This window comes from Winogradskyella tangerina (assembly GCF_003260205.1).
Classification (GTDB): domain Bacteria; phylum Bacteroidota; class Bacteroidia; order Flavobacteriales; family Flavobacteriaceae; genus Winogradskyella; species Winogradskyella tangerina.
The window spans coordinates 259,545-283,769 of the sequence record NZ_QERF01000002.1; the positions used below are offsets into that span (position 1 = coordinate 259,545).

Sequence of the window (24,225 nt, forward strand, 5' to 3'; positions counted from 1 at the left end):
AAAACGTGACCATCATGATTAAAAACCAATAAGAAAGGAATATTCAAAATAATGAACGCCGTAATAGAAAGGATAACTAATTTTTGCTCGTGTCTTTTTTTCAAACGTTGGTTGATTTAGTTTTTGAATTTAATAAAAGATATTTAAATAGATTCCGAATTAATTCTGAATAAACACAAAAAACAGTGTTGCTAATAACAACACTGTTTTTACTAACTAATAAAACTTGTCAACTAGTGACTATGTGCTTCTCCAGCACCAGAGGGGATTCTTATATTCTCAACAATTTCTTGAACGTGTTGTGGTGGAGCCGGTGTTAAACGCGACACAACAACTGAGACAATCACATTCACAAGCATTGCGATAGTTCCGAAACCTTCCGGAGAAGTGCCAAACCACCATTCGCTTGCCGGTCTTGGATCGAAACCTCCGATAAGACCAGTTTTATATCTAATCATGTAGAATAACATTAATGTAATTCCGACGATCATACCTGCAATTGCACCTTGTTTGTTCATGCGCTTATCAAAGATCCCAAGAATTATGGCTGGGAAGAATGATGCGGCTGCGAGTCCAAAGGCCAGTGCCACCACGGCGGCGACAAATCCTGGTGGATTCATACCAAAATAACCCGCTACGATGATCGCTCCAAGTATGGCAATACGCGCTGCCCAAAGCTCACCTTTCTCTGACATGTCTGGTTTGATCTGTTTTTTAATTAAATCGTGTGAAATCGAAGTCGAAATTACGAGCAGTAATCCTGCCGCAGTAGATAATGCTGCTGCTAAACCACCTGCTGCCACTAAAGCAATTACCCAGTTTGGTAATTTCGCAATTTCAGGATTTGCCAATACCATAATATCGCGGTCTACATATAGTTCGTTTGGCGAATCTGTAGCTGCATTAGAAATAGTACGCTCTCCATAAGTTCCTCTAGCTTCATTGAAGATTGGTTTTTTTCCAACGATAGCACCTCCAGCAACATACTGAATTTTACCATCGCCGTTTTTATCTGTCCAAGCAATAAGTCCACTATCCTCCCAATTTTTAAACCAGGCTGGTACTTCTGCGTATTCAGTATCTCTTACGGTCTCGATTAAGTTTGTTCTCGCAAACACAGCAATTGCAGGAGCTGTTGTATAAAGAATAGCAATAAATAATAAAGCTAAACCAGCTGACTTCCTTGCGTCTTTCACTTTTGGTACAGTAAAGAAACGTACAATTACGTGTGGTAATCCTGCTGTACCTACCATTAAGGCTAAAGTAATTGCAAATACATCCCAAGTGGATTTGCTACCGTCTGTATATTCTTTAAATCCGAGTTCTGTATGAAGTCGGTCTAATTTATCAAGCAGCAGTTCACCGCCTTCGACACTACCACCCATACCTAATTGTGGAATGATATTACCTGTCATTTGCATAGAAATGAAAAATGCAGGAACCATAAATGCAAAGATCAATACACAATATTGTGCTACCTGAGTATAGGTGATTCCTTTCATTCCTCCAAGGAAAGCAAATACTAAAACAATGGCCATACCAATGGCAACACCTAAGTTAATATCTACTTCGAGAAATCTAGAAAATACAACACCTACACCACGCATTTGTCCGGCTACATAAGTAAAGGAAACTAATAAAGCACAGATTACGGCGACTGTTCTCGCTGTGTTTGAGTAGTAACGATCACCGATAAAATCGGGTACTGTGAACTTACCAAATTTCCTGAGGTAAGGTGCTAAAAGAAGCGCCAGCAGTACATATCCTCCAGTCCATCCCATAAGATAAACGGAGCCATCGTAACCTGTAAAGGAGATAATACCAGCCATTGAAATAAATGACGCGGCACTCATCCAGTCGGCTGCAGTAGCCATACCATTTGCTAAAGGAGATACACCTCCACCAGCAACATAAAAGTCTTTAGTTGAGCCTGCTCTGGCCCAAATTGCGATTCCGAAATAGAGGGCGAATGTAATCCCAACTAATATCCATGTCCAAGTTTGTACACTCATAATTTTAATTTTTTTGGTTATTAGTTAAGACTATTCGTCGAAACCATATTTTTTATCTAGTTTATTCATAATTCGAACGTAAACGAATATCAAAATGACGAATACGTAGATCGATCCTTGTTGCGCAAACCAGAATCCCAGTTTAAACCCACCAAGTTTAATTTCATTCAAGGCATCTTTAAAAAGAATACCACAGCCATAGGATACAATGAACCATATGACTAAGAGTATGGAAAGGTATTTTACGTTTTCTTTCCAGTATGCTGATGCGTGTTTTTGTTTATCTGACATAATAAGTTGATTTATAAGAATATATGCGTTTGAATGGCAAAGACATTTCTATTTTCTGCTCCCATAGCTCCACTCTTACCAGTTAAAAATTCAGCAGTAATTTTGGCGAAATGACCATTGATGAAATAATTCAAACCAACACCAAATTCGCTACCATTATCAGGAGTAAAATCGAGTGATTGCGTATTGTATTTTACATAAGGCATTAGCTTCGCATTGCGGAATAAAAGTCCGACTTGCCCGTGCAAGATAGAACCCGAAGAAGGCACCAATCCGCCACCTGGAGCACCTGCCGTATCGCCATAATTGTAATTGTAGTAAGCGCCTAATGCACTAATTGCTAATGTATTATTAATTGGTGCATCATAAAAAATATCAAATGCGGCATGAAAAACGTCTTCTCTATTGTTGAGATCATTAACTGCCAAGGCATCTGGGTGGTAATGGAAACCTGCACCGATACTCAGTACTTTCTTTTTCCCTAAGTAAGTTCCAACAAAATAAGGTAACTTATCAGATTCCTTATCAAATAGGTCGTATTTAAAATACCCAGCATAGTTCCATGTCCCGGTACCCGTACTGTTGTCTACCTGAAATGTAGGTTGAGGCCCTAAGGTTCCTATGTTGTTTCTGGCATTGTTCGCAGAAATTCGATATCCGAATTTCCCAAGGGAACCCTTGGCATATATTCCTAAATGACGTGCAAACTGGTCGCTCGTGGTAATATTTGACCAAGGAAATAATCTAGCATCAGAAACTGAAACACCACCTTGACCACCAGGGTTATCTAAGGTCATCATATTCAGTGTACTCTGATTTGTTAGCCTTGATATTCCATTCCAATAATGCAATCCAGATCCGATATGCAATTTACCAGGTTCTACAGCAAATTCAGCCCAAGCATCATGTAAAAACAATAAACTACGTTGATTATTAGACTGTGAATTTGGATTTGCAGTAAGATTTCCAGCACCTAAACTATTAAGTCCAAAATGCGTTAAAATTAAAAATCGTGGTGAAATTTGTGCGTAGGCTAAAACTCTCGACCTTCTGATAGAGAATTTAGGACCTTTTTGTTCTGATCCTCCTTGTAGCCACATTTGGTGCCATAAAATAAATCTGATATACTTACTACCATCTTCATTTAACTTTACTTGCAAAGGCTTATAAGAATGATCCGGTTCAGAATCTTCTTGTTGGCCCCAAGTTGCAATAGGTATCATCACCATTGCAAAAAGAATTAAAAGTGTTTTCTTCATAAATTGTAGTGATTTAGTTAGTTATACATTGGTTTTGTGTGCACCACTAAGCTCAGAAAAACATGTCCTAAAAAAAAAGTTAATATAGTTTTCTGTTAATTAACTATATTTATAACTAACAAAGTGAAGATATTTTTGTTCGAAATGTCTTAAACAAGATATGAATAAAAAGCCTAAAGTTTCCCTTAATCACGGAAACGTTCCCATTTGATAAGCATGAATTTATCACCCAGTTCTGTGACGAGCGTTCCTGCACCTGAAAGATTTTCAGCATTGGAAAAAAATCTTGACAACTCTTCTGCATTTAAGATTTTATAGGTTGGATGGTATTTAGAATTATAAGGTCTTTTAATATTGAATTTCTTTACCCAATTCATCACGCTAACGTGCGAAATTCCCAAGATACGTTCAATTTCTCTGTAAGTTAAGCCTTCAAGATAGAGCTGAAGGGCCTTGTTTACATAGTAATCATCAATCTTTTTACCTAATTTATTGACGGTGAAGTAATAATTACATGCTTTACATTTATAGCGTTGTCTGTTTCCAACGATACCACTTTTCACATAATGATCAGACCCACAATTAGGACAAAGATTTAATTCCATAATTGATATATATTAAATTAGCATAAATATATTAATTTAGCATAATATATACAAATGTTACTTATTTGTTGTAAGCTGACAGTGATCTAGTTAAACAAAAACTACTTTGATTTTTTGTATCTACTGAAATAAGACTTTGATTCAGCAATAACTTTTGGCGCCAGTAAAATTGTAGCGATCATGGTTGGGATAGCCATAAATGCGAATACACCATCTATAAAATTAATCATTGCCTCAAAAGAGGTAGTTGCCGCCAGTATAATACTTATGATATAGAAAAAGTTGTAATAGTGCTTTTTGTCTGCCCCTATTAAATAAGACATGCACTTCTTACCATAATATGCATAGCTGAACATCGATGAAATACTAAAGAAGAAAACGCACACCATCAACAAATACTGACCATAAGGCAATGCATCTTTAAATGCAGATGCTGTAAGACTCACACCATTATCGGAAGTATTTTGCCAAACTCCGGTCACCAAAATCGCCAAAGCTGTTAGCGTACATACAATTAAGGTATCTATAACTGGACCTAGCATGGCTACTAAACCTTCACGAACAGGCTCATCAGTTTTGGCTGCACCATGAGCCATCGGTGCTGTTCCTAATCCTGCTTCATTAGAAAATGCTCCTCGTTTAATTCCATGTAAAATCAATGCCCCTAAAACACCGCCTAAAAACGGCTTATCAGCAGGGAAATAATCTGCTGCAAATGCATCAGTTATAATTAAACCTAAATACTTCGGAACTTCAGTATAATTGATTCCAAGTATAATCAATACCAAAATAAAATATAATACAACCATGGCAGGCACCATTTTAGATGCCCAATTGCTTATTCTTTGAAGTCCACCTAAGATAACGATTGTTGTTACCAATACTAATACAATAGCTATTGTAAGATTTGTACTGAATGTAACTTCAACACCATTAGGAATTAAAATTATATCGTTTATGGCTTGTTTGAGTTGATTAACGTTTACCACAGGTAATGCTCCAAGCATCCCAAAAATGCTAAAAAGTATAGCTAGAAATTTCCATTTTTTTCCGAGACCTTCCCGAATGAAATACATCGGCCCACCTTGCAACTCTCCATTGCTATCCTTACCTCTATATAAAATGGCTAAAGTAGATGTAAAATACTTTGTACTCATACCAACAATAGCACTTATCCACATCCAAAACATGGCGCCCGGACCACCAACAGATATGGCTAGAGCAACTCCAGCAATATTCCCCATTCCTATTGTGGAAGACAGTGCCGTACTAAGCGCTTTAAAATGGGAGATCTGACCGGGATCGTTAGGATCATCGTATTTTCCTCTCAATACGCTTATGGCATGACCTAAGTGTCTAAATGGTAAAAATTGTGAACGAATTAGCAGGTATAATCCACCTCCAATGAGTAGAATAAGTAGTGGTAAACCCCAAGCTAATGATGAAAAACGTTCGAGTAAATAGTTTAAGTTCTCCATGAGCCATAAAGGTAGCAAACCATTAAAATAAACCCAGTAAGATTGAAAGAAAAATTAGTGGACGTACTGCTTAGCGCTTTTTGCCTGAATGAGAGCGTTAGTCAACGCTAGATATTGTTGGTCTATATCATCGTTTTTATACGTGAATTGTTTCTTGTTATTGGCACGCTTCCAGCTATCTTCTGGAGATGCCTGCTCATCGATGAGATCTTCTATTATTGGTAAACTACTTTTAATATCTTTTAATCGTATGTACGTAATATTTTTGAGTAAGCTTGTTTTCTCCGTAAAATCGAAATAAAAATCAATTAGTTTATTAATAATTTCTTGATTTTGATCCGTTTCGGCTCCTAATTCAAACTCGCGCAGATTAACTCCAACTTTATCTTTCCAAAAATACTCATGAGGAATATCAAAATAAAATTTTAACATCGACGGTTTATTCCAATAGTTGATTACTGAAGTAATCCAAGATGAAGGTGATCTTAAAATGCAAACATAATCCAAGTTTTTAGCAGTTTTGTGCTGTGCTAATTCTTCAACATAAGCACTCCAAGATCCCGAACATTCGAGCTTAAGATTTAAATAATTTAGGCGTTTAACGAAGTATTTGTCAAAATCCTTATCAAGATATTTATAAGAAGCAAAGTGTATGGGCTCATGACGAGAAACTTCAGTGTTAAAGCTGCTCGACAGAAATGTTGTTCCTGTCTTGTAAGGAGAAATACAGTAAACTGTCCTCTGTTTAATTAAATCTGGACTTTGTTTATCCATTTTGGCCAATAGTAGGCGCCCCTCAAATTCCCTAATTTGCTTTGCAAAAGGAGTTTTAAGAAGGAAGAATTTCAATTTATCTGAAGTAATCATTACTATAAAAATTAAAAGTTCTTGCTTATTTTTATAAAAATGAGGGAACTAGAACGACGAAACCGCCTCTTAGAAATCGAATATCTAAGCTAATTTTTGGAATAAGCTATTAATTTTAGGTTCGGTGCTATATAACAACTAAAAATGTTTTTTTAAAAAAATAATAGAGGAATGGTAGAAAAATCAAGATAATAATGCATATTTCGTAAATAATAACCAATTTTTTAACAATATGAGCGACACCAGTCATCACGATGAACGTATAGCAAAAATGAGTTTTGCATCTGTATATCCGCATTACGTCACGAAGGTCGAAAAGAAAAATAGAACCAAAGAAGAATTACATGAGGTCATTGAATGGTTAACTGGCTATGATGAAAATCGACTAAACGAAATTATTGAAGCAAAGACTAATTTTGAGACCTTCTTTAAAGAAGCCAATATGAATCCAAATGCCCATCTTATAAAAGGTGTAATATGTGGTTATCGTGTTGAAGATATAACTAACCCAACAACACAAAAAACGAGGTACCTTGACAAGTTAGTTGATGAATTGGCAAAAGGTAGAAAAATGGAGAAAATATTACGATCCTAGTTCAATTACCAGCCGAATTATACTATGCCAAAAACTCTTTATCGCATCTATGTTGTTGAATTATCTAAACGTGTTTATACGAAAAATGCAAAATTCAGGGCGGCCAATCCTCAATTCAATGGTGTATTAGAATGTCTTTATGTAGGTATGACGAGCAAGACGCCTAATGAACGCTTTGAACAACATAAAACAGGACATAGAAACAAAAAGGGTTACAAGATATCTTCGAGTATTGTAGAAAAATATGGCTTATATCTACGGCCTAGTTTATATATGCATATTGATCCCTTCTTAACCCGCGAAGAGGCCCTAATTGCTGAAAAAGAAATTGCTCTTGAATTAAGACGTGAAGGGTATGCTGTTTGGTTTAATTAGTCACTAAAAACTTATTCAAAGTTTCTTCATAGATAGCTTCGTACTGCGGAACGATATTATGAATATCGAAGTTTCTAGATTGCGCCTTCGCATTGGCTTTAAACGTATTCAATGTATCTAAATCCTTAAGAATTTTTATGGCATTTGCAGACATATCTCGTACGGCATTAACATCACTTAAATACCCTGAAAAACCGTCAACATTCACTTCAGGTAATCCACCAGTATTTGTGGAGATCACGGGTACTCCACTAGCCATAGCTTCTAATGCAGCTAAACCAAAGCTTTCTGTACGAGAAGGCAATAAGAAGAGGTCACTAAAGCAAAGGATTCGGTCTATTTCAAAACTATTTCCGAAGAAGATAACCTTATCACTAATACCGAGTTCTTCAACCAATAATTCTGCGCCTTCCTTTTCTGGACCTTCACCTACTAACATGAGCTTTGCTGGAATTTCCTTCTGAATATTATAAAAGATCTTAATAACATCTGGAATTTGTTTTACCTCTCGCATATTACTGATATGAGTGACAATACGCTCGTGATCCTCGGCCATCATACCACGTTGGCAATCGGTAAAATTATTTTCATGCTTATCGAGATCAATGAAATTTGGCACTACATGAATATCTTTCTTTATGTCAAACAAGCGTAGTGTATCGTTTTTCAAACTTTGAGATACCGAAGTAACAGCATCAGATTTATTAATACTGAAAGTCACTGCTGGTTTGTAGAATGGATGACTACCAACTAAGGTAATATCAGTTCCATGTAATGTTGTAACAATAGGAACCAAAATTCCTTCATCTAAAAGCATTTGCTGGGCCATATAAGCTGCATACGCATGTGGAATTGCATAATGTACATGCAAAAGTTGAATGCCATACAACTTTACCATATCTACCAATTTACTAGAAAGTGCTAACTCATAAGGTTGATAATGAAATAATGGATATTCAGGGACATGCACCTCATGAAAATGAACATTATTACTCAACAGCTCTAGCCTAACAGGTTGGCTGTAGGTAATAAAATGAATTTCATGACCACGTTTAGACAGTTCTAGCCCTAATTCTGTGGCCACTACTCCACTACCACCAAAAGTTGGATAGCAAACAATTCCTATTTTCATTTATGTATGGTTGTAACTGGTTTGAGAGGCTAAAGTTAGAAGAATTAAGTCTTCAATAGTCAACTTTAAGATTTTTTAACTCGAAAATAAACGTATTCGTTTTCCAATTTGAACCTAATCTATTCAATAATAGCTTCATATATAAGCCGTTGTATTTCAGTACGGATATTTTCTCTTAGTAAAAGATTTTTACCGGCTTCCGGATAAGTTCTATTCGCTAAAAACACATAAACAATTTCTTCTTCCGGATCTGCCCATGCATAAGTCCCCGTAAATCCAGAATGACCAAAACTTGTCATAGAGATACAACCGCAGGTTGGACCTTCTTCTCCTAATTGAGGTTTGTCGAAACCAACGCCTCTTCGATTATCGTTCTCACAGTAATAGCAGGTATTAAACTTATCTAAAGTCTCCGCTTTTAGATAACGTTTACCGCCGTAAAATCCTTTTTGTAAATACATCTGCATAATTTTGGCAACGTCATTGGCGTTACTGAAAATCCCCGCATGACCGCCTATTCCACCTTGCATAGCGGCTCCCATATCGTGCACATAACCATGCACTTTTTTATAACGATAATACTTATCGACCTCAGTTGGTACAATATCTTTTAGACTGAATACTTTTCTAGGATTATAAGTGGTGTAATTAGCACCTAATGATCTGTAGTAACGATCTTGAGTGATCTCATGCAAAGACTTGTCATAAAAACCTTCAAGGTACTCTTTCAATATATAATATGGAAGATCGCTGTAGCGATAACGCAGTCGAGACAATAATTCACTTTCCTTTATTATTTCTTGAATAGAATCCTTGTAATCGCTGCGCATAAATAAACTGTTGGTCACTTCAACATTAAATTCCTTCGAACGCTTCGATCTGTAATATTTTGAATCTGGTTTCTTGGTAATCGTATCTAAAGTTGAATAATAAAACGGAATCCAAGGTTTTAATCTCGCATAGTGCGAAAGCATTTTTCTTATCGTTATATTCTTTTTATTAGAATCCTTGTAGTATGCCATAAGGTCGCCTAATTTTGCGTCTAACGATACCGATCCTCTTCCTTCTAATTCCATTAATATCGGAAGGGTTGCCAATATTTTGGTCAATGAGGCCACATCGTAAACGTCATCAAAATCAACTTTGTTTTTCTTCGCATACGTATGATATCCAAAGTTTTTATTATAGATAACCTTTCCTTTTCGAGCGACAATAAGTTGAATTCCAGGCGTCATTTTTTGGTCTACCGCATGATTGGCTACTGAATCAATTCGACTTAGCAGTTTAGAATCCATTCCGACGCGTTCTGGCAATCCATAACTCAAACTAGAAATAGCATTATAAGTTTCGCCAGAACCTACTGGGAAAAAAGCACCTGCACTCACGGGTAAATTCCCCAAAGCACTTATGGCCCCAAAAATGAGTTGTGCAGACTTTTCCTGAGCTATTTTACTGTTCTGGTAGCTCATTACAATCCCTTCAATATTTTCTATAGATCGTAGATCGTTCAAGGCGTATGGTCTTGCAAAAAGATCCAAAACAACGGTATTTGTTCTTGCAATTTCATATAACCATGCTAGTTCCTTCTGTGAAAATTTGAATCCTTTCCAAGGATTCGCATTAGATTTATGAAACCCAACAATCACCGTATTATAATTCTGTAGTTTTGAAACGAGTTCATCAAGCTTATCAGCTTTTATATGATGAACTTTGGTGTATTTTTTTAATTCGTCATAAAAGACCGAACCTGATGCATCACCGAGTTCAACATAAGCAATACTTTTAGTAGCCAAATCTCTAAATGGCAAAAGCGAGTTCTTATTTTTCAGCACGGTTATAGCGTTCTCCATCAATTCTTCGTAGAGCGCATCATCCTTAATTCGATTAAGATCTTCTCCTAGGTTATAAAGACCAACTGGCTTGTAATCGTGTAAACCGACCTTATATTTTGCCATCAGTATTTTCTTTACTGAATGCGCCAATCGCTCATCTGTGATTATTCCTTTATCGTAAGCTTCAACAAATTTTGCAATACCGAGCTTTGGGTCTTCAGACATAAGCATTACGTCGTTACCTGCAAGAAAGGCCATAAGATCAATTTCTCCGCCTTCAGACAAAGATTTTGCTGTAAGACCATCAACGCCTTTTGCAACATAATCTGCCGCACCTTTCATGGTAAGCGCGTCAGTAAAGATCAAACCTTTAAATCCTAAAGAGTCTTTCAAAATATCAGTTACAATATGCTTCGATAAGGATGATGGAAAGCCGCGTCGTTTTTCTAAACTTGGGACATTGAGATGCGCCACCATAACACTCGATAACCCTTCTTTAATCAATGTTTTGTAAGGATACATTTCAACAGAATCAATGCGTTCTTCTGAAAATGACACCGTTGGAAGGGTTAAATGCGAGTCGTCCTCAGTATCACCGTGACCTGGAAAATGTTTTGCATTGGCCAATACACCTGCGCTTTGCATGCCCTTCATAAAGGCTGAGCCTTTAGCAGTAACATTGTCACGGTCTTCACCAAAGGATCTGTTACCAATAATTGGATTATTTGGATTGGTATTTATATCGACCACTGGTGCAAAATTAAAATGAACACCTAATCGTTTACAGTGTTCCCCAATTTGGCGACCCGTTTGTTCAATAAGTTTATTGTCTGAAATAGCGCCAAGCGTCATATTCCACGGAAATGCATAGGTAGAATCTAGTCGCATGCTCAATCCCCATTCTGCGTCCATTCCAATAAGCATTGGTACTTTTGAAGCTGCTTGTAGCTTATTATTCAGCCTAGCTTGACGATAAGGTCCACCTTTAGAATAAATAATGCCTCCTATGCCTTCATTCTTAATAAGATCTACAACCTTGCTATTCTCTTTATCACTTTTTTCAGACATAACTTGTACCATAAATAACTGCCCAATTCGTTCCTTTACAGACATCGAGTTGTAAATACTGTCAACCCATCTATTCTGTGCAGTTGAATCTTTAGTTATTAATGGATTTGTTGTTGCTGTTTGAGCAAAACTTAAATGAATAAAAAAGTATAATAGAATAAGGGACCAATAACGCATGAAATTCTTTTTTCGTTTAATTGATTAACTAACGAATACTATGCCAAAATAGCATAATTAATAAGAAGTAAAAAGACTTTAGGATAGTTTTATAAACCGTGTAATTAACAGTTTTATGTCTATTTCATTAAATCGATATGACGATCGTGATAACCGAGTAAATATAATACACCGTCTAAACCAATACTCGAAATAGAATTCTGAGCATTATCTTTCACTTTTGGCTTGGCATGAAATGCGATACCTAAACCTGCAAGATTAAGCATTTGAAGGTCATTTGCTCCATCACCAACGGCTATAGTTTGACCAATATCAATCCCCATATTATTGGCTAAAAGTTTCAGGTATTCGGCCTTTTTGTTACCATCTACGATATCCCCGATATAACCACCAGTAAGTCTTCCGTCGATAATCTCTAGCTGATTAGCATAAACGAAATCAATATCGAGTTTCTCTTGCAAATAATGACCGAAATAAGTGAATCCACCAGATAAAATAGCCGTTTTATAGCCATAATAATGCAGTGTATCTATGAGACGCCTTGCTCCTTTGGTAATAGGTAAATTTTCTGCTACTTCCTGCAGAACACTTTCGCTCAAGCCTTTGAGCAATTTCATGCGTTTTCTAAAACTCTCATTAAAGTCGATCTCGCCCTGCATGGCCGACTCTGTGATCGCCTTAACCTCATTACCAACATCAGCACGTTCTGCAAGCTCGTCTATCACTTCAGTTTGAATAAGAGTCGAATCCATATCGAAACAAACCAATCTACGGTTTCTTCTGAACATGGTATCTTCTTGAAAGGCAATATCTACATCGAGCTCTTTTGAAATATCCATAAATCTTGTAGTGAACTCAGATTTATCGTTCAATTTACCTCTAATAGACAGTTGAATTGAGGCTCTTGGGTATTCTTGTTCTCTAACTAAAGAGGTTCGCCCCGTCAATCGTTTTATAGAATCTATGTTCAGTCCTTTGTCTGAAATGATCTTTGTGACTTCTGAAATTTGTTGAGCAGCTAACTTTTCCCCTAAAATGGTGATGATATAGCGATCTTTACCTTGTAAACTTACCCAGTGTTCATAATCCTCTAAAGATATAGGCGTGAATTTCGCAGTAATACCGAGCTCATAAGCCTTGAATAACAAGTCTTTTAAAACAGCTGCAGATTTCTTACCAGATTTGATTTCGAACATCATTCCAAGGGAAAGCGTATCGTGAATATTAGCCTGACCAATATCTAGGATTTTAGCATCGTATTCGGCCAGAACACTTGTAAGTCCAGAAGTTAAGCCAGGTTTATCCTGACCAGAAATGTTCAATAAAAATATATCTGTAGCCATCTTAAATGAAGAAGTACTTATTAAATCTTGATATTCAGGTGGTAAAAATGATTATTCTATCTGAGAAATAAAAATTATTCAGCATGCGAATACTGTAATAATTTGCGCGTATTCATGCAAATTCTTCAAAATTGAAAATTATTTGATAAACCTACTATGCCAGCTTTCAGATGCAGGTACCTCCCAATTCTCTTTAAACTCCGCAATGTTACTTACTAAATTATTAAAGACAATTGTGTTTTTTGAAACCGATCTATTTTTTGCCATCGTTTTAAAATCGACCAATGGTTTATATGCAATAAAATCGCCCTGTTTGAATGATACATTCATTTTATCCATAAGGTCAACATTGTAAGCCTTTTCTAAATCTTGAATAAAATGAACTGAGGCATCAATGGAGCAACCAGTGGCTAAATTCAGATTTTGGTTGAGCGCAATAACTATAAAACGCTTGTAAACAATCTTGTAACCGGCTTGTAAATCTTTACCGTGGGCAGTCCAGGCTTCTATAAATGTTTCAATCTTTGAATTCAATTCATCAATCTCTTCATCTGTAAACGAACGATTTGCCTGATATATCCAAACTCTTGATTCTTCGGGTAAGGTTTCAAAATCTACTAGCATAAGTTTATTTTTTCACTTTTTTAGGTCGAATAATTATACCCATTACCGTACCGAAAATAATAAAACGAATTATAAATTTTATTATAGAAAAATCTTTGTCGTCAACATATTCAAATCCAGCAGTTAATAAGGCAAAAATAAGTCCACCGATGAGACCTGCTTTAATTCTTACTTGTAGTGGTAATTTAGAATTTGCCATTTTTAGGAGTCAGCAATAAGTTCAGCTATATCTAGTACCTTAATGCTATCTTCTTTTTCATTGAATTTAACACCATCACTCATCATGGTGTTGCAATATGGACAGCCAGTCGCAATAATATCTGGCTTGGTTTCCAGAGCATCCTTAGTTCTTAGAATATTAACGTCCATATCACCTTTCTCAGGTTCTTTGAACATTTGAGCGCCACCAGCGCCACAACATAATGCGGTTCGCTTGTGACGTTTCATTTCAACAAGGTTAGCATTGGTATGTTTTAATACGTCTCTTGGTGCATCATACTCACTATTTGCTCTTCCTAAATAGCATGGATCGTGAAATGTAATACGTTTACCCTTATAGGTTTCGCCTTCTAGGCTTAGTCTTCCAGAGCTGATCAATTCCTTAATAAATTGAGTATGATGAACAACATCATAGTTTCCACCTAAACTCGGATACTCATTTTTGATACAATTGAAAGAATGTGGATCGCAGGTTACAATACGCTTAATCTCATAAGCGTTTAACACTTCAATATTCATCATAGCTTGCATCTGGAATAAAAACTCATTCCCTGCACGCTTAGCGACATCACCAGTGTTACTTTCCTCAGCTCCTAACACCGCAAAATCTACATTTGCTTTGTTTAGAATTTTTACGAATGCTTTGGTAATCTTTTTAGCTCTGTCATCGTAACTACCAGCAGATCCTACCCAGAATAAAATCTCTGGTTGTTTTCCTTCTGCCATATATTCTGCCATGGTTGGCACTTTCAACTGCTCACTCATATTATTCCTTTTTCTTTTTCTCAATCATTAGATCCTCATGATAGGATTTAGCCTTTTCTAAAACTTGTGCTGACAACAACTTAAAAAATATTGGCGAATCGGGATCATAGTTGATCATCGCCCATTTATCATCTGTAGTGGCGTCATTCACGAGGATTGTAATTCGATTAGGCATAACAACACTTATGGTATTATCTGAAACAAACGTTGCCTCCATGCCTTGTAATACCATCATTTTAATGATTTCATCCTTCATGGTATCATCAAAAGATTCATTTTTAAAGGTCATAGACATTTTCATATCATAGTCCACAAAGGCGAAATCTGTATCATTTTCTTCGTCCCTGAACTTTTCAGAAATATTATAGTCTGGTATTTCATCTGATAAAGCAATTGAAAATTCGTCGTTGCCTTCTAGCATTGACTTAAATGCATTTATCATCATGTCCTTCGAAACAAAATCAAAAACCTTTGGATGTGTCATATCCATAATGCCTTCATAATTTCTTTCGCTTACATCTTTGAACATTTTCAGGGCCAAACTATCGAGCTCAGACTCCACAACCTCTGTTTCCTGTGTATAAACTGAGGTCATCAGGCTCAAAAATAGCAAGGTGGTAATTACATATTTAATTCTGTATAATCTCATAAATCTGTCTTGCACTTTATTCATCTTTCCAATTAAGACGGTCCATTTGGTTATACGGCCAAGGAGCTCCATTATTTTCAATATTAGTCATCATATTGTTGAGTTCCATTGGCGCAGCACTTTGCTCCATCACTAAGTAACGACGCATATCTAAAATAATGGACAGTGGATTAATACTCACCGGACACTCTTCAACACAAGCATTGCACGTGGTACAAGCCCAAAGTTCTTCGTTGGTAATGTAATCGCCAAGTAATTGCTTTCCATCATCCTTAAATTCTCCATTATTAGCATCTATGTTTTTACCAACTTCTTCAAGTCTATCACGAGTATCCATCATAATTTTACGAGGAGACAACTTTTTACCTGTAAGGTTGGCCGGACAAGCGGAGGTGCAACGTCCGCATTCCGTACATGTATATGCATTAAGAAGTTGAATCTGATTTAAATCCATCACATCACTAGCACCAAACTTTTCAGGAACCTCATCCTCTGCTCCTTCAGGTGCCGCAGCAAAAGGATCTGCATTTGGATCCATCATTAGCTTTACTTCATTAGTAACAGCCTCAAGATTATTGAATTTTCCTTTTGGTTCTACACTGCCATAATAGGTGTTCGGGAATGCGAGAATGATATGAAGGTGCTTTGAAAAATAGAGATAATTCAAAAAGACTAATATACCTACAATATGCAACCACCAGGCTGAGCGCTCAATCGTATGAAGAGTTGTTTCACTCATACCTTCAAACCATGGTGCTATAAACTGTGAAATGATATTACCATGACCCATTTCCTGGAAGGGTGTGTCCGTTGCATTCATTACCAGAAATAAACACATTAGAACGACTTCAAAATAAAGAATGATGTTACCGTCATTCTTTGGCCAGCCTTTCATTTCAGCACTTAGAAAGCGCTTTAACTTAATCACATTTCTCCTTAACCAAAAGGCTACTACGGCAACTAACACTAACACTGCTAGAATTTCAAAAGAACCAATTAAAAAGCCATAAATAGACTCTGGAAGCACCTTTAAACCTATTCGGTGAGTGCCAGCAAGTCCATCTATAATTATTTCTAAAACTTCAATATTGATGATAATAAAACCGACATAAACCACAATGTGAAGAAATCCAGCAATTGGTCTCGTTACCATTTTACTTTGGCCGAGAGCGATACGCGCCATATTTTTCCAGCGCTCCTTTTTATTGTCGCTAGCATCTACTTCTTTTCCAAGTTTTATGTTTCTTATAAGCTTTCGAACGTTTCTTGTGAAATAACCTATTCCTAAAACTAGGACAATGGCAAAAAGTATATTTGGTATGTAATCCATAAAAAATTAATTCTTCTGGTCTTCGGTTGGTGGTGTATACGGGATTTCTTTTTTAGATAAAATTCGTCTGTAACGCGCAGGATGTAGTTTGATATCTAATAACAACAATTCCATTTCTTTGGATGCTGCTTCAAGATTATTGTAAAGCTTGTCGTCATTAAGCAACTTACCAATGGTGCCATCTTCACTTTTAACTTGAGCTAACAGTTCATTGATTGAAGACAATGATTCATCGAATTTCGTAATGGTTTTTGCGAGTTCAATATCCTTCAAATCATCTGATAATTTCGAAAGATTTTCGCTCGTAACATCAAAGTTGTTTAATATCGATGCAATTTTATTATCGTTCTCCTTTAAAACATCCTGAACAGAATACGATAGTATTTTAAATGATTTCAATGTAGCGTTTAGTTCTGCAATAGTGCTCTTAATGCCTTCTTCAGATTCATCAACGACTAATTTGTTGAGATTGGTCATAAGGGTATCTGCGGAACGGATGGTGCTATCGAGGTCAGAACTTAAGCCTGAAAAATTACTTTTCAATGAGGTTATTAGTCCGGGCTTTACTTCGGAAGCAATAAAGTCGCCAGGTTGAGCAAATTCATTGTCATTTTTATTGATAATGGCCAAAGCATTACCGCCCATTATTCCTGTTTCATAAAGGCGAATAGTGCTGTTTTTTGAAAACTTCAATTTCGGATTTACAGAAAAGGATACTCTGGTTTTACCGGTTTCAAAATCATACCGAATATCTTCAACTTTACCGACTTTATTTCCCTTTACTGTCACCGACGATGATGTGCTTAATGCGTTGTAATCAAATTCGGTGTAATACGTGTTGGTATCTGTAAATAGATCCTCACCTTTTAAATAAGAATACAAGTAAATAAAAAGGGCAATACCAGATAAGACTAATAGTGCAGTTTTAACTTCTCTTGAGATTTTCAATGGGCTTAGGTTTGATTAAAAACAAAATTAGGAATAAATATATTAATAATGTTTCTAATTAGTGGTAGTTTTCAGCGCTTCGGAAAGTTCAATTTGCTTTCCATCTTTATAAGCTACCACGAAGCTTGAAGGATAACCTTTAGATTTAGCTTCCTCTTGCAGTTGCATTGCTTTGTTATAGTCTGAAGTGTTACCATAGTAGTATTTAAAGAGCTGCCCTACTTTTTCTTTGCTTAATTCTGAAAGACCATTGAAATTATAAGATTTAGTTGCCAGGTCTCTCGAGCTTGCTGCAATCTGAACTTTGAAGGTGATGTCGTCATAAACTTTTGAAATTTCTTCAACTGGCTCCTCAGTGTTATCTTCATCTGAAACAATAATGCTGCTTCCTACATTCTGATCGATCTCCTTTTTATAGGAAATAATGGCATCCATAAGCGCATTGGCCATTTTTACTTGTCCGGCTCTCGAATTTAAAAATGCGCCCTCTTTCTTATTGCTAATAAACCCTAGTTCAACCAAGACGCTTGGCATGTACGTGTTTCTAATCACCAAGAGGCTGTGTTGTTTTAGGCCACGACTTTTACGCTTAGCTTTATTAACGAAGTTATTTTCGATTTTGCTAGCGAGGTCTACGCTTTGCTCAACATAAACTTCTTGTTCTATAGTAAGCGCAATTTCAGACTCTGGAGAACTTGGATCAAAACCGGCGTAGTTTTCTTCGTAGTTATCCTCCAAGAAAATCACTTCGTTTTCGCGCTTGGCAAATTCGAAATTTCTTCCGGCATTGTTTTCGCCTAAAACCCAAGTCTCTGTCCCATAAGGTTTTGAATTTGCAACCGAATTACAATGTATGGAAATGAATAAATCCGCATCAGCCTTATTGGCGATATCAGCACGTTTCCAAAGTTCGATGAATTTATCTGTTTTTCTTGTGTAGATAACTTTAATATCATCTACATCTTTCATTAGCTTACCTAACTCTATAACTACATCTAAGGCGATTTCTTTTTCTTTATAACCATTGCTTATAGCTCCTGGATCTCTTCCGCCATGACCAGCGTCTAGTACTACAATAAATTTATCCTCTTGAGCATGTAATGTAGAAAGACATGTTAAAGAAGTGATAAATGTAAGAACAATGGATACTATAATATATTTGCGCTTCGTTTGCATATTTAATCTAACGGTTAATGAACTCATATTATTACTCGTCATTGCTAGTGATACGGTATTTTTTAACTTTAGAACATTAATGTGATAATCACAAAAAAAATACTGTACTTTTGGCGTTTCAAAAACCGAGCCATACTTTTACAAAAATACATTTAAAAGGATTGCGTACAAATAGCCTACACATACTTTTTGTCTTGAGTTTTACAGTGTTTATTAACACTTTAAGCTTCGCACAGGAATTACCAAAAAACAATCCTAATATTCCTCCAGCTCAGAAGACAGATACCCTAGTTGTAGCAAGAGATTCCTTAAATATTGTTGTTGATTCGTTATTGAATAAACCCGTAAACACAAAGCCTATTGATTCTACTCAACAAGATTCAGTAAAACAAGAAGGCTTTTTAAAGGATATCGTAACCTATACAGCTAAAGACTATGTTGCGATAAACCAAAAGAAGCAGCAGATCAAACTATTTAACGAAGCTGAAGTACTTTATGAGGATATGGAGATCACTGCAGGAGTCATTGTTATCGATTACAGCAAAAATCTAGTTTATGCCGGCCGTTTAAAAGATTCAACAGGATACTCTCAGAAGCCCGTATTTAAACAAGGGGCTAATGTTATTGAACCCGATTCCATTATTTTCAACACCGATTCGCGTAAGGCACTTATCTTTAATTCAGTGACTGAACAAAGTGGCGGTACGGTTTTAGCAGAACGCACAAAGCGCGAAAATGATTCGGTTTATTTTATTTCGAAAGGAAAGTTTACAACTTCAGAAAATCTGGATGATCCGGAGTATTATATTTTAATGAACCGGGCCAAGATCGTACCGAACAAGAAAATTGTTACAGGTATGAGTCAGATGTACATATACGATGTCCCTACTCCTATTGCCATTCCATTTGCTTATTTCCCTATGAGCAGAAAGCAAACTTCAGGAATTATTTTTCCGTCGTTTGGTGAAGACACAGGAAACGACAGAGGCTATTTTTTACAAAATGGAGGTTACTATTTTGCCATTAGCGATCATGTAGATCTCGCGGTTTTAGGAGATTATTATACCAATGGAAGTTATGGATTGCGATTAGAAAGTAGCTACGCCACGCGTTATAAATATCGCGGGAACGTGAGTTTTAGATATGAAAACCTACTTAATAGCGAACGTGGTTTCCCTGATTTTAGGCAGAGTACTATTTATAATATTCGATGGTCTCATACGCAAGACGCCAAAGCCAATCCGAATTCAAGATTTTCGGCATCGGTGAATTTAGGTAGTAGTCAGTATTTCCAGCAATCGATTAATCAGGTGAATCAGGCCAATACACTAACCAACACGCTAGCTTCATCAGTATCATGGTCTAAAACATTTCAAGGTGAACCACAGGTTAATTTGAACGTTACAGCCAGTCATACGCAAAACACAAATACCGAATCCATCAATTTAACCCTTCCAACGGTTCAGGCTTCAATGACAAGGGTGTTCCCTTTCGCGCCTAAATCTGGCGTAAAAAAAGGAGCAATTCAAAATATAAACTTTCAGGTAAATACCAGAGGAGAATATCGTATCAATACAACGGATTCCTTATTTGGTAAAAGCGAAATGTTTGACGATGCCTTAGCAGGAATGCGACATTCCATACCGCTAACAACAAACTTCAAGATCTTCAATCATTTCAGTGTAAGTACAAATGCAAATTTTGAAGAAACCTGGACATTAAAAACCATTCGGAGAGACGACATCTTCCAAGGTGAGAGCTCGGTAACAAGAGATGTCAATGGATTTGATCGTTTCCTTACGTACAATTTTGGAGCGAGTATAGGTACGACGATCTATGGGATGTACGACTTTCAGAAGGAAGGTAAAAATCCGAAAATTCAGGCCATACGGCATGTGATGCGGCCAACGTTGAGTTATTCGGTCACACCTGCTTTCGATCAATACTATGAGACTTATGATGTAATTGATGCCGATGGTACAACAGTAGATCAGGTTGAATATACCCGATTTGAAAATTCCCTGTTTGGTCGTCCTGGAAATCGCTATTCGAGCAATGTTGGTTTAGCCATTGGTAACAATTTTGAAGCTAAAGTACGTTCTAAAGATTCCACTGAAACTGAACCAAAGAAGATCTTTTTGCTCAATAACCTCAACTTGGCAACCTCCTATGATCTGGCAGCAGATTCATTGAATTGGAGCCCATTGAGAGTAACTGGTAATACTCAAATTTTGAATAAAAAGATGAGTATTAACTTCGGAATGACTTTGAATCCTTATGCACTAGACAGTAATAACAACATTATAAACACCTTTAATATCAATAATGGCGGAAGTCTTTTCAGGCTTACCTCCGCCAATTTGAATATTAGCTACACACTAAATAACAACAGTTTTTCTGGCAAAGATGACGAAGAAAAACCTGATGAGGATGCCGAACGGCGCGCTGCCACAGCAAATGCCCGAACGGATGATTTATTTGGTGTATCACAAGATTTTGCAGATCAGCGATTGACCGATAGAGACCGTGAGAAAAAAGAGGAAGACAATAATGAATACTATAATTATAAGATTCCTTGGAACCTCCGATTGGCATACGCTGCGAATTACACTAACACTAGGCGCGAAAATAGGATAAGTTCAAACTCATTGATGTTTTCAGGAGATGTGGAACTTTCTCCGAGATGGTCGGTTGGGGTTTCTTCAGGATATGATTTTCTGAACCAGGGGTTCACCTTTACGCAGTTACGTTTTGAACGCGACCTCCTCAGTTGGCGAATGAATTTCACATGGATTCCTTTTGGAAATCAGCAGAGTTGGAATTTCTTCATCGGAATTAAATCGAACCTACTTAAAGATCTTAAATACGATCAACGTCGTCAACCAGATCGTAATTTAGGTAACTAGACCGTTTACCGTCAGTTTGAGTGAAATTTAATAGAATTTTGTATTGAGAACGAATTACGAGTTTAGATCTTTAGACTGTTAGATTATTAGATCTTTAGATCATTTGCCGTCAGTTCGAGTGAAATTCTGAATGAATTTTGTATCGAGAACGAATTAGGAGTTTAGATCTTTAGACTGTTAGATTATTAGATCTTTAGATCGTTTGCCGTCAGTTAGAGTGAAATTCTAATAGAATTTGTATCGAGAACGAATTGGGAGTTTAGATCTTTAGACTGTTAGACTATTAGATCTTTAGATCGTTTGCCGTCAGTTCGAGTGAAATTCTAATAGAATTTTGTATCGAGAACGAATTACGAGTTTAGATCTTTAGACTGTTAGACTATTAGATCTTTAGATCGTTTGCCGTCAGTTCGAGTGAAATTCTAATAGAATTTTGTATCGAGAACGAATTACGAGTTTAGATCTTTAGACTGTTAGACTATTAGATCTTTAGATCGTTTGACTTCAGTTCGAGTGAAATTCTGAAAGAATTTGTATCGAGAACAACTTAGATAATTTGATGGTTAGATAAATACCATTCATATTCCCCAAATCACAGATCAATCTAAAATCTTTTTCAATATTCATTCTGAAAAATCAATCCAATTGTCGATTTTTGATAGACAATTTCAACACGGAACCATGAAAAAAATCATTAATACTCCAAATGCACCAGCACCTATAGGCCCTTATAATCAGGCAGTTTTAATAGGTAATACACTCTATACTTCGGGTCAGATTGCACTCAACCCAGAAACTATGGAATTGGTTACTGAATTTATAGAGGCTGAAACCGAGCAAGTAATGGAAAACATGAAAGCAGTTTTAGCTGCTGCAGATATGACTTTTGAAAATGTCGTTAAAACCTCCATTTTCATTAAGAATATGAAGCATTTCTCGAGAATAAACTCAGTCTATGCCAAATATTTTAATGAAGCTACAGCACCGGCAAGAGAGACCGTAGAAGTGGCCAACCTGCCAAAATATGTAAATGTTGAGATTAGTATGATTGCGGTAAAATCGTAATATAAACGGTTACTCTTTCAAAGGAAATTTAATGATCGAAGTTTTACAGATCGTGTCTTTATTCTCCATGACTACTGTCGCTTTAGGAAACCCTTCAGAATTATAACTTGTTACGGTTTCATAATATTCCTTGCCATCATTTTTGAATTGTTTTAGACGCGTTTCTAATAAGTCTTTTCCATTCCAATGGTAAGAGGTTAACATCACTTGATATTTAAATTCTCCATTGGGATCATTCTTGGCTTCACTGTGTTTTTTGATTAATTGGCCACTTCTGTTATAGAAGTATCGCACTTCTTTCGAATAGTCATCGAATAGGTTATATCGAGATGACTTTGAAACAACACGATCCTTTTTTACCACATACTTATGTATTTTTGAATCATTGTAATTACTAGTCTCATTGACGTAAATGGTATCGCCTTTTCTGTTATAACTCATGTCGAATACGGTAGTGTAGCAATTAAGCCTTGTTCTTTTAGTTACGATTCCATCTGAATCAAATTGAAATGTATCGTAACAACACATAAAGCTTTTAAAATCTTTGCTTATAGTCTTGTTGTCGTGAGCACGAAAGTAATTCAACGTATCATTGATTTTTGCGGTGCCTAGTTGTCCATAAATAATTATTTCAGCAACCGAATCGATACTCTTCTTGTGCATTAAATAAGGGATCTGGTCAAAGTAATCGGTTTTTACGGAATCAATTGATGCAACATTTTCATTTTCACACGAAAACGACAGCAATAGAATAAGACTTATTAATTGATATTTCATTAGAAATAAAACAATAAAATCAACTTGTTATTGCCAAGCTCATCAATATTTAAAACTAAGTTCACATTAATGGTATTACTTTTCATTTATTCGCTGTTCTACTGTTTTTTCGTAACTTTTCTTCACGCTATAAATTTAAAGACAAACACCTAGCATACACCTTCTTGCACGGAAATGGTGGTGTTTTATACTCTTCATTCCATACTGAAAATAATGTTGCAGAAGCCATAACCGTTGAGCGCTTAATGCAGTATATGGTCTTTGAATTGGCTGCTATGGAAAATTCACTAGATTAAAAGCAAAAAAAAGTCCTGAGTATTTAAGCTCAGGACTTTTTTTATATATTTTGATTTTTGAATTAGTCTTCAGGGTGCATAAAGCGTTGTTTGCCTAATAACTCCTCTTCAGTCTCAACCACATTCTCATCAGGCACACAGCAGTCTACAGGACAAACCGCAGCACATTGAGGCTCTTCATGGAAGCCCATACATTCAGTACACTTATCTGGTGCAATATAATAAACTTCGTCACTTATAGGCTCTTGGGTTTCATCGGCATCAACTTCTTTTCCACTCGGAAGAACAACATTACCCTTAAGGCTGGTTCCATCAGAATAACGCCAGTCATCAGCACCTTCGTAAATAGCTGTATTAGGACACTCTGGCTCGCAAGCACCACAATTAATACATTCGTCTGTTATAATAATTGCCATCGTAATTTTTCTTTTTTATT

23 protein-coding genes are annotated in these 24,225 nt (G+C 36.4%); 5 read left to right on the forward strand and 18 right to left on the reverse strand.

Annotated features, from left to right (window positions below; translation table 11 throughout):
- Positions 1-233 precede the first annotated feature (233 nt).
- From DDY94_RS03860 to DDY94_RS03885, 6 genes are all read right to left on the reverse strand, one after another.
- Positions 234-2,012, reverse strand: coding sequence for a sodium:solute symporter family protein (locus DDY94_RS03860; RefSeq protein WP_111682731.1), 1,779 nt, complete (start codon positions 2,010-2,012; stop codon positions 234-236).
- A 30-nt stretch (positions 2,013-2,042) separates the two neighbouring features.
- Complete coding sequence (locus DDY94_RS03865) at positions 2,043-2,303, reverse strand: DUF4212 domain-containing protein (RefSeq protein WP_111682732.1); 261 nt, start codon at positions 2,301-2,303, stop codon at positions 2,043-2,045.
- An 11-nt stretch (positions 2,304-2,314) separates the two neighbouring features.
- Positions 2,315-3,562 carry a porin gene (locus DDY94_RS03870; protein ID WP_157957234.1) on the reverse strand — a complete coding sequence of 416 codons (1,248 nt, stop codon included), beginning with the start codon at positions 3,560-3,562 and terminating at the stop codon, positions 2,315-2,317.
- Between the two features lie 185 nt (positions 3,563-3,747).
- On the reverse strand, positions 3,748-4,167 hold the full coding sequence (locus tag DDY94_RS03875) for a transposase-like zinc-binding domain-containing protein (protein ID WP_111682734.1): 420 nt from the start codon (positions 4,165-4,167) through the stop codon (positions 3,748-3,750).
- A gap of 101 nt (positions 4,168-4,268) precedes the next feature.
- Positions 4,269-5,645 (reverse strand): alanine/glycine:cation symporter family protein, encoded by a 1,377-nt coding sequence (locus tag DDY94_RS03880; protein ID WP_111682735.1) that lies wholly within the window; start codon positions 5,643-5,645, stop codon positions 4,269-4,271.
- 54 nt (positions 5,646-5,699) lie between these two features.
- Positions 5,700-6,512 carry a hypothetical protein gene (locus tag DDY94_RS03885; RefSeq protein WP_111682736.1) on the reverse strand — a complete coding sequence of 271 codons (813 nt, stop codon included), beginning with the start codon at positions 6,510-6,512 and terminating at the stop codon, positions 5,700-5,702.
- A 232-nt stretch (positions 6,513-6,744) separates the two neighbouring features.
- Here DDY94_RS03885 and DDY94_RS03890 point away from each other — a divergent pair, with 232 nt between their 5' ends.
- Together DDY94_RS03890 and DDY94_RS03895 are read left to right on the forward strand one after the other, a co-directional pair.
- Positions 6,745-7,107 (forward strand): DUF2200 domain-containing protein, encoded by a 363-nt coding sequence (locus tag DDY94_RS03890; RefSeq protein WP_111682737.1) that lies wholly within the window; start codon positions 6,745-6,747, stop codon positions 7,105-7,107.
- 24 nt (positions 7,108-7,131) lie between these two features.
- Entirely contained in the window at positions 7,132-7,482 is a 351-nt protein-coding gene (locus tag DDY94_RS03895) for a ribose-5-phosphate isomerase (RefSeq protein ID WP_111682738.1), read from the forward strand.
- On the opposite strand, the gene bshA is transcribed toward DDY94_RS03895, so the two are convergent.
- The 10 genes from bshA to DDY94_RS03945 all read right to left on the reverse strand — a co-directional run bounded on the left by bshA (position 7,475) and on the right by DDY94_RS03945 (position 18,745).
- The gene (gene bshA, locus DDY94_RS03900) at positions 7,475-8,614 is read right to left on the reverse strand and encodes an N-acetyl-alpha-D-glucosaminyl L-malate synthase BshA (RefSeq protein ID WP_111682739.1); all 1,140 of its coding nucleotides are present in this window, start codon (positions 8,612-8,614) and stop codon (positions 7,475-7,477) included. The two genes, DDY94_RS03895 and bshA, sit on opposite strands and share 8 nt — an antisense overlap.
- A gap of 119 nt (positions 8,615-8,733) precedes the next feature.
- Positions 8,734-11,691 carry a glycoside hydrolase family 3 N-terminal domain-containing protein gene (locus DDY94_RS03905; protein ID WP_111682740.1) on the reverse strand — a complete coding sequence of 986 codons (2,958 nt, stop codon included), beginning with the start codon at positions 11,689-11,691 and terminating at the stop codon, positions 8,734-8,736.
- Positions 11,692-11,810: 119 nt separating this feature from the next.
- Positions 11,811-13,034, reverse strand: coding sequence for a phosphoserine phosphatase SerB (gene serB, locus DDY94_RS03910; protein ID WP_111682741.1), 1,224 nt, complete (start codon positions 13,032-13,034; stop codon positions 11,811-11,813).
- Between the two features lie 138 nt (positions 13,035-13,172).
- On the reverse strand, positions 13,173-13,658 hold the full coding sequence (locus DDY94_RS03915) for an ABC transporter ATPase (RefSeq protein ID WP_111682742.1): 486 nt from the start codon (positions 13,656-13,658) through the stop codon (positions 13,173-13,175).
- A gap of 4 nt (positions 13,659-13,662) precedes the next feature.
- Entirely contained in the window at positions 13,663-13,857 is a 195-nt protein-coding gene (locus tag DDY94_RS03920; RefSeq protein WP_111682743.1) for a hypothetical protein, read from the reverse strand.
- Between the two features lie 2 nt (positions 13,858-13,859).
- Positions 13,860-14,642 (reverse strand): (Fe-S)-binding protein, encoded by a 783-nt coding sequence (locus tag DDY94_RS03925; protein WP_198658908.1) that lies wholly within the window; start codon positions 14,640-14,642, stop codon positions 13,860-13,862.
- Between the two features lies 1 nt (position 14,643).
- Positions 14,644-15,291 carry a hypothetical protein gene (locus DDY94_RS03930; protein ID WP_157957235.1) on the reverse strand — a complete coding sequence of 216 codons (648 nt, stop codon included), beginning with the start codon at positions 15,289-15,291 and terminating at the stop codon, positions 14,644-14,646.
- A gap of 16 nt (positions 15,292-15,307) precedes the next feature.
- On the reverse strand, positions 15,308-16,621 hold the full coding sequence (locus tag DDY94_RS03935) for a (Fe-S)-binding protein (protein WP_111682745.1): 1,314 nt from the start codon (positions 16,619-16,621) through the stop codon (positions 15,308-15,310).
- Between the two features lie 6 nt (positions 16,622-16,627).
- Positions 16,628-17,569, reverse strand: coding sequence for an MlaD family protein (locus tag DDY94_RS03940; protein ID WP_111682746.1), 942 nt, complete (start codon positions 17,567-17,569; stop codon positions 16,628-16,630).
- Positions 17,570-17,623: 54 nt separating this feature from the next.
- Positions 17,624-18,745 (reverse strand): N-acetylmuramoyl-L-alanine amidase family protein, encoded by a 1,122-nt coding sequence (locus DDY94_RS03945; RefSeq protein ID WP_111683040.1) that lies wholly within the window; start codon positions 18,743-18,745, stop codon positions 17,624-17,626.
- A gap of 110 nt (positions 18,746-18,855) precedes the next feature.
- Between DDY94_RS03945 and DDY94_RS03950 the strand changes: the two genes are divergently transcribed.
- On the forward strand, positions 18,856-21,651 hold the full coding sequence (locus DDY94_RS03950; RefSeq protein WP_111682747.1) for a putative LPS assembly protein LptD: 2,796 nt from the start codon (positions 18,856-18,858) through the stop codon (positions 21,649-21,651).
- A 681-nt stretch (positions 21,652-22,332) separates the two neighbouring features.
- Positions 22,333-22,716, forward strand: coding sequence for a RidA family protein (locus tag DDY94_RS03955; RefSeq protein WP_111682748.1), 384 nt, complete (start codon positions 22,333-22,335; stop codon positions 22,714-22,716).
- A 9-nt stretch (positions 22,717-22,725) separates the two neighbouring features.
- Here DDY94_RS03955 and DDY94_RS03960 read toward each other — a convergent pair whose 3' ends face one another.
- Entirely contained in the window at positions 22,726-23,493 is a 768-nt protein-coding gene (locus DDY94_RS03960; RefSeq protein WP_111682749.1) for a hypothetical protein, read from the reverse strand.
- Positions 23,494-23,657: 164 nt separating this feature from the next.
- On the opposite strand from DDY94_RS03960, the gene DDY94_RS16300 reads away from it, so the two are divergent.
- Entirely contained in the window at positions 23,658-23,789 is a 132-nt protein-coding gene (locus DDY94_RS16300) for a hypothetical protein (protein WP_262627050.1), read from the forward strand.
- 62 nt (positions 23,790-23,851) lie between these two features.
- On the opposite strand, the gene DDY94_RS03965 is transcribed toward DDY94_RS16300, so the two are convergent.
- Entirely contained in the window at positions 23,852-24,205 is a 354-nt protein-coding gene (locus tag DDY94_RS03965) for a 4Fe-4S dicluster domain-containing protein (protein ID WP_111682750.1), read from the reverse strand.
- Between the last annotated feature and the right edge of the window lie 20 nt (positions 24,206-24,225).

Excerpts from the sequence above, each read along its gene's own strand:
- DDY94_RS03860 (WP_111682731.1), bottom strand. The coding sequence starts at position 2,012 with ATGAGTGTACAAACTTGGACATGGATATTAGTTGGGATTACATTCGCC.
- DDY94_RS03865 (WP_111682732.1), bottom strand. The coding sequence starts at position 2,303 with ATGTCAGATAAACAAAAACACGCATCAGCATACTGGAAAGAAAACGTA.
- DDY94_RS03870 (WP_157957234.1), bottom strand. The coding sequence starts at position 3,562 with ATGAAGAAAACACTTTTAATTCTTTTTGCAATGGTGATGATACCTATT.
- DDY94_RS03875 (WP_111682734.1), bottom strand. The coding sequence starts at position 4,167 with ATGGAATTAAATCTTTGTCCTAATTGTGGGTCTGATCATTATGTGAAA.
- DDY94_RS03880 (WP_111682735.1), bottom strand. The coding sequence starts at position 5,645 with ATGGAGAACTTAAACTATTTACTCGAACGTTTTTCATCATTAGCTTGG.
- DDY94_RS03885 (WP_111682736.1), bottom strand. The coding sequence starts at position 6,512 with ATGATTACTTCAGATAAATTGAAATTCTTCCTTCTTAAAACTCCTTTT.
- DDY94_RS03890 (WP_111682737.1), top strand. The coding sequence starts at position 6,745 with ATGAGCGACACCAGTCATCACGATGAACGTATAGCAAAAATGAGTTTT.
- DDY94_RS03895 (WP_111682738.1), top strand. The coding sequence starts at position 7,132 with ATGCCAAAAACTCTTTATCGCATCTATGTTGTTGAATTATCTAAACGT.
- bshA (WP_111682739.1), bottom strand. The coding sequence starts at position 8,614 with ATGAAAATAGGAATTGTTTGCTATCCAACTTTTGGTGGTAGTGGAGTA.
- DDY94_RS03905 (WP_111682740.1), bottom strand. The coding sequence starts at position 11,691 with ATGCGTTATTGGTCCCTTATTCTATTATACTTTTTTATTCATTTAAGT.
- serB (WP_111682741.1), bottom strand. The coding sequence starts at position 13,034 with ATGGCTACAGATATATTTTTATTGAACATTTCTGGTCAGGATAAACCT.
- DDY94_RS03915 (WP_111682742.1), bottom strand. The coding sequence starts at position 13,658 with ATGCTAGTAGATTTTGAAACCTTACCCGAAGAATCAAGAGTTTGGATA.
- DDY94_RS03920 (WP_111682743.1), bottom strand. The coding sequence starts at position 13,857 with ATGGCAAATTCTAAATTACCACTACAAGTAAGAATTAAAGCAGGTCTC.
- DDY94_RS03925 (WP_198658908.1), bottom strand. The coding sequence starts at position 14,642 with ATGAGTGAGCAGTTGAAAGTGCCAACCATGGCAGAATATATGGCAGAA.
- DDY94_RS03930 (WP_157957235.1), bottom strand. The coding sequence starts at position 15,291 with ATGAGATTATACAGAATTAAATATGTAATTACCACCTTGCTATTTTTG.
- DDY94_RS03935 (WP_111682745.1), bottom strand. The coding sequence starts at position 16,621 with ATGGATTACATACCAAATATACTTTTTGCCATTGTCCTAGTTTTAGGA.
- DDY94_RS03945 (WP_111683040.1), bottom strand. The coding sequence starts at position 18,745 with ATGCAAACGAAGCGCAAATATATTATAGTATCCATTGTTCTTACATTT.
- DDY94_RS03955 (WP_111682748.1), top strand. The coding sequence starts at position 22,333 with ATGAAAAAAATCATTAATACTCCAAATGCACCAGCACCTATAGGCCCT.
- DDY94_RS03960 (WP_111682749.1), bottom strand. The coding sequence starts at position 23,493 with ATGAAATATCAATTAATAAGTCTTATTCTATTGCTGTCGTTTTCGTGT.
- DDY94_RS03965 (WP_111682750.1), bottom strand. The coding sequence starts at position 24,205 with ATGGCAATTATTATAACAGACGAATGTATTAATTGTGGTGCTTGCGAG.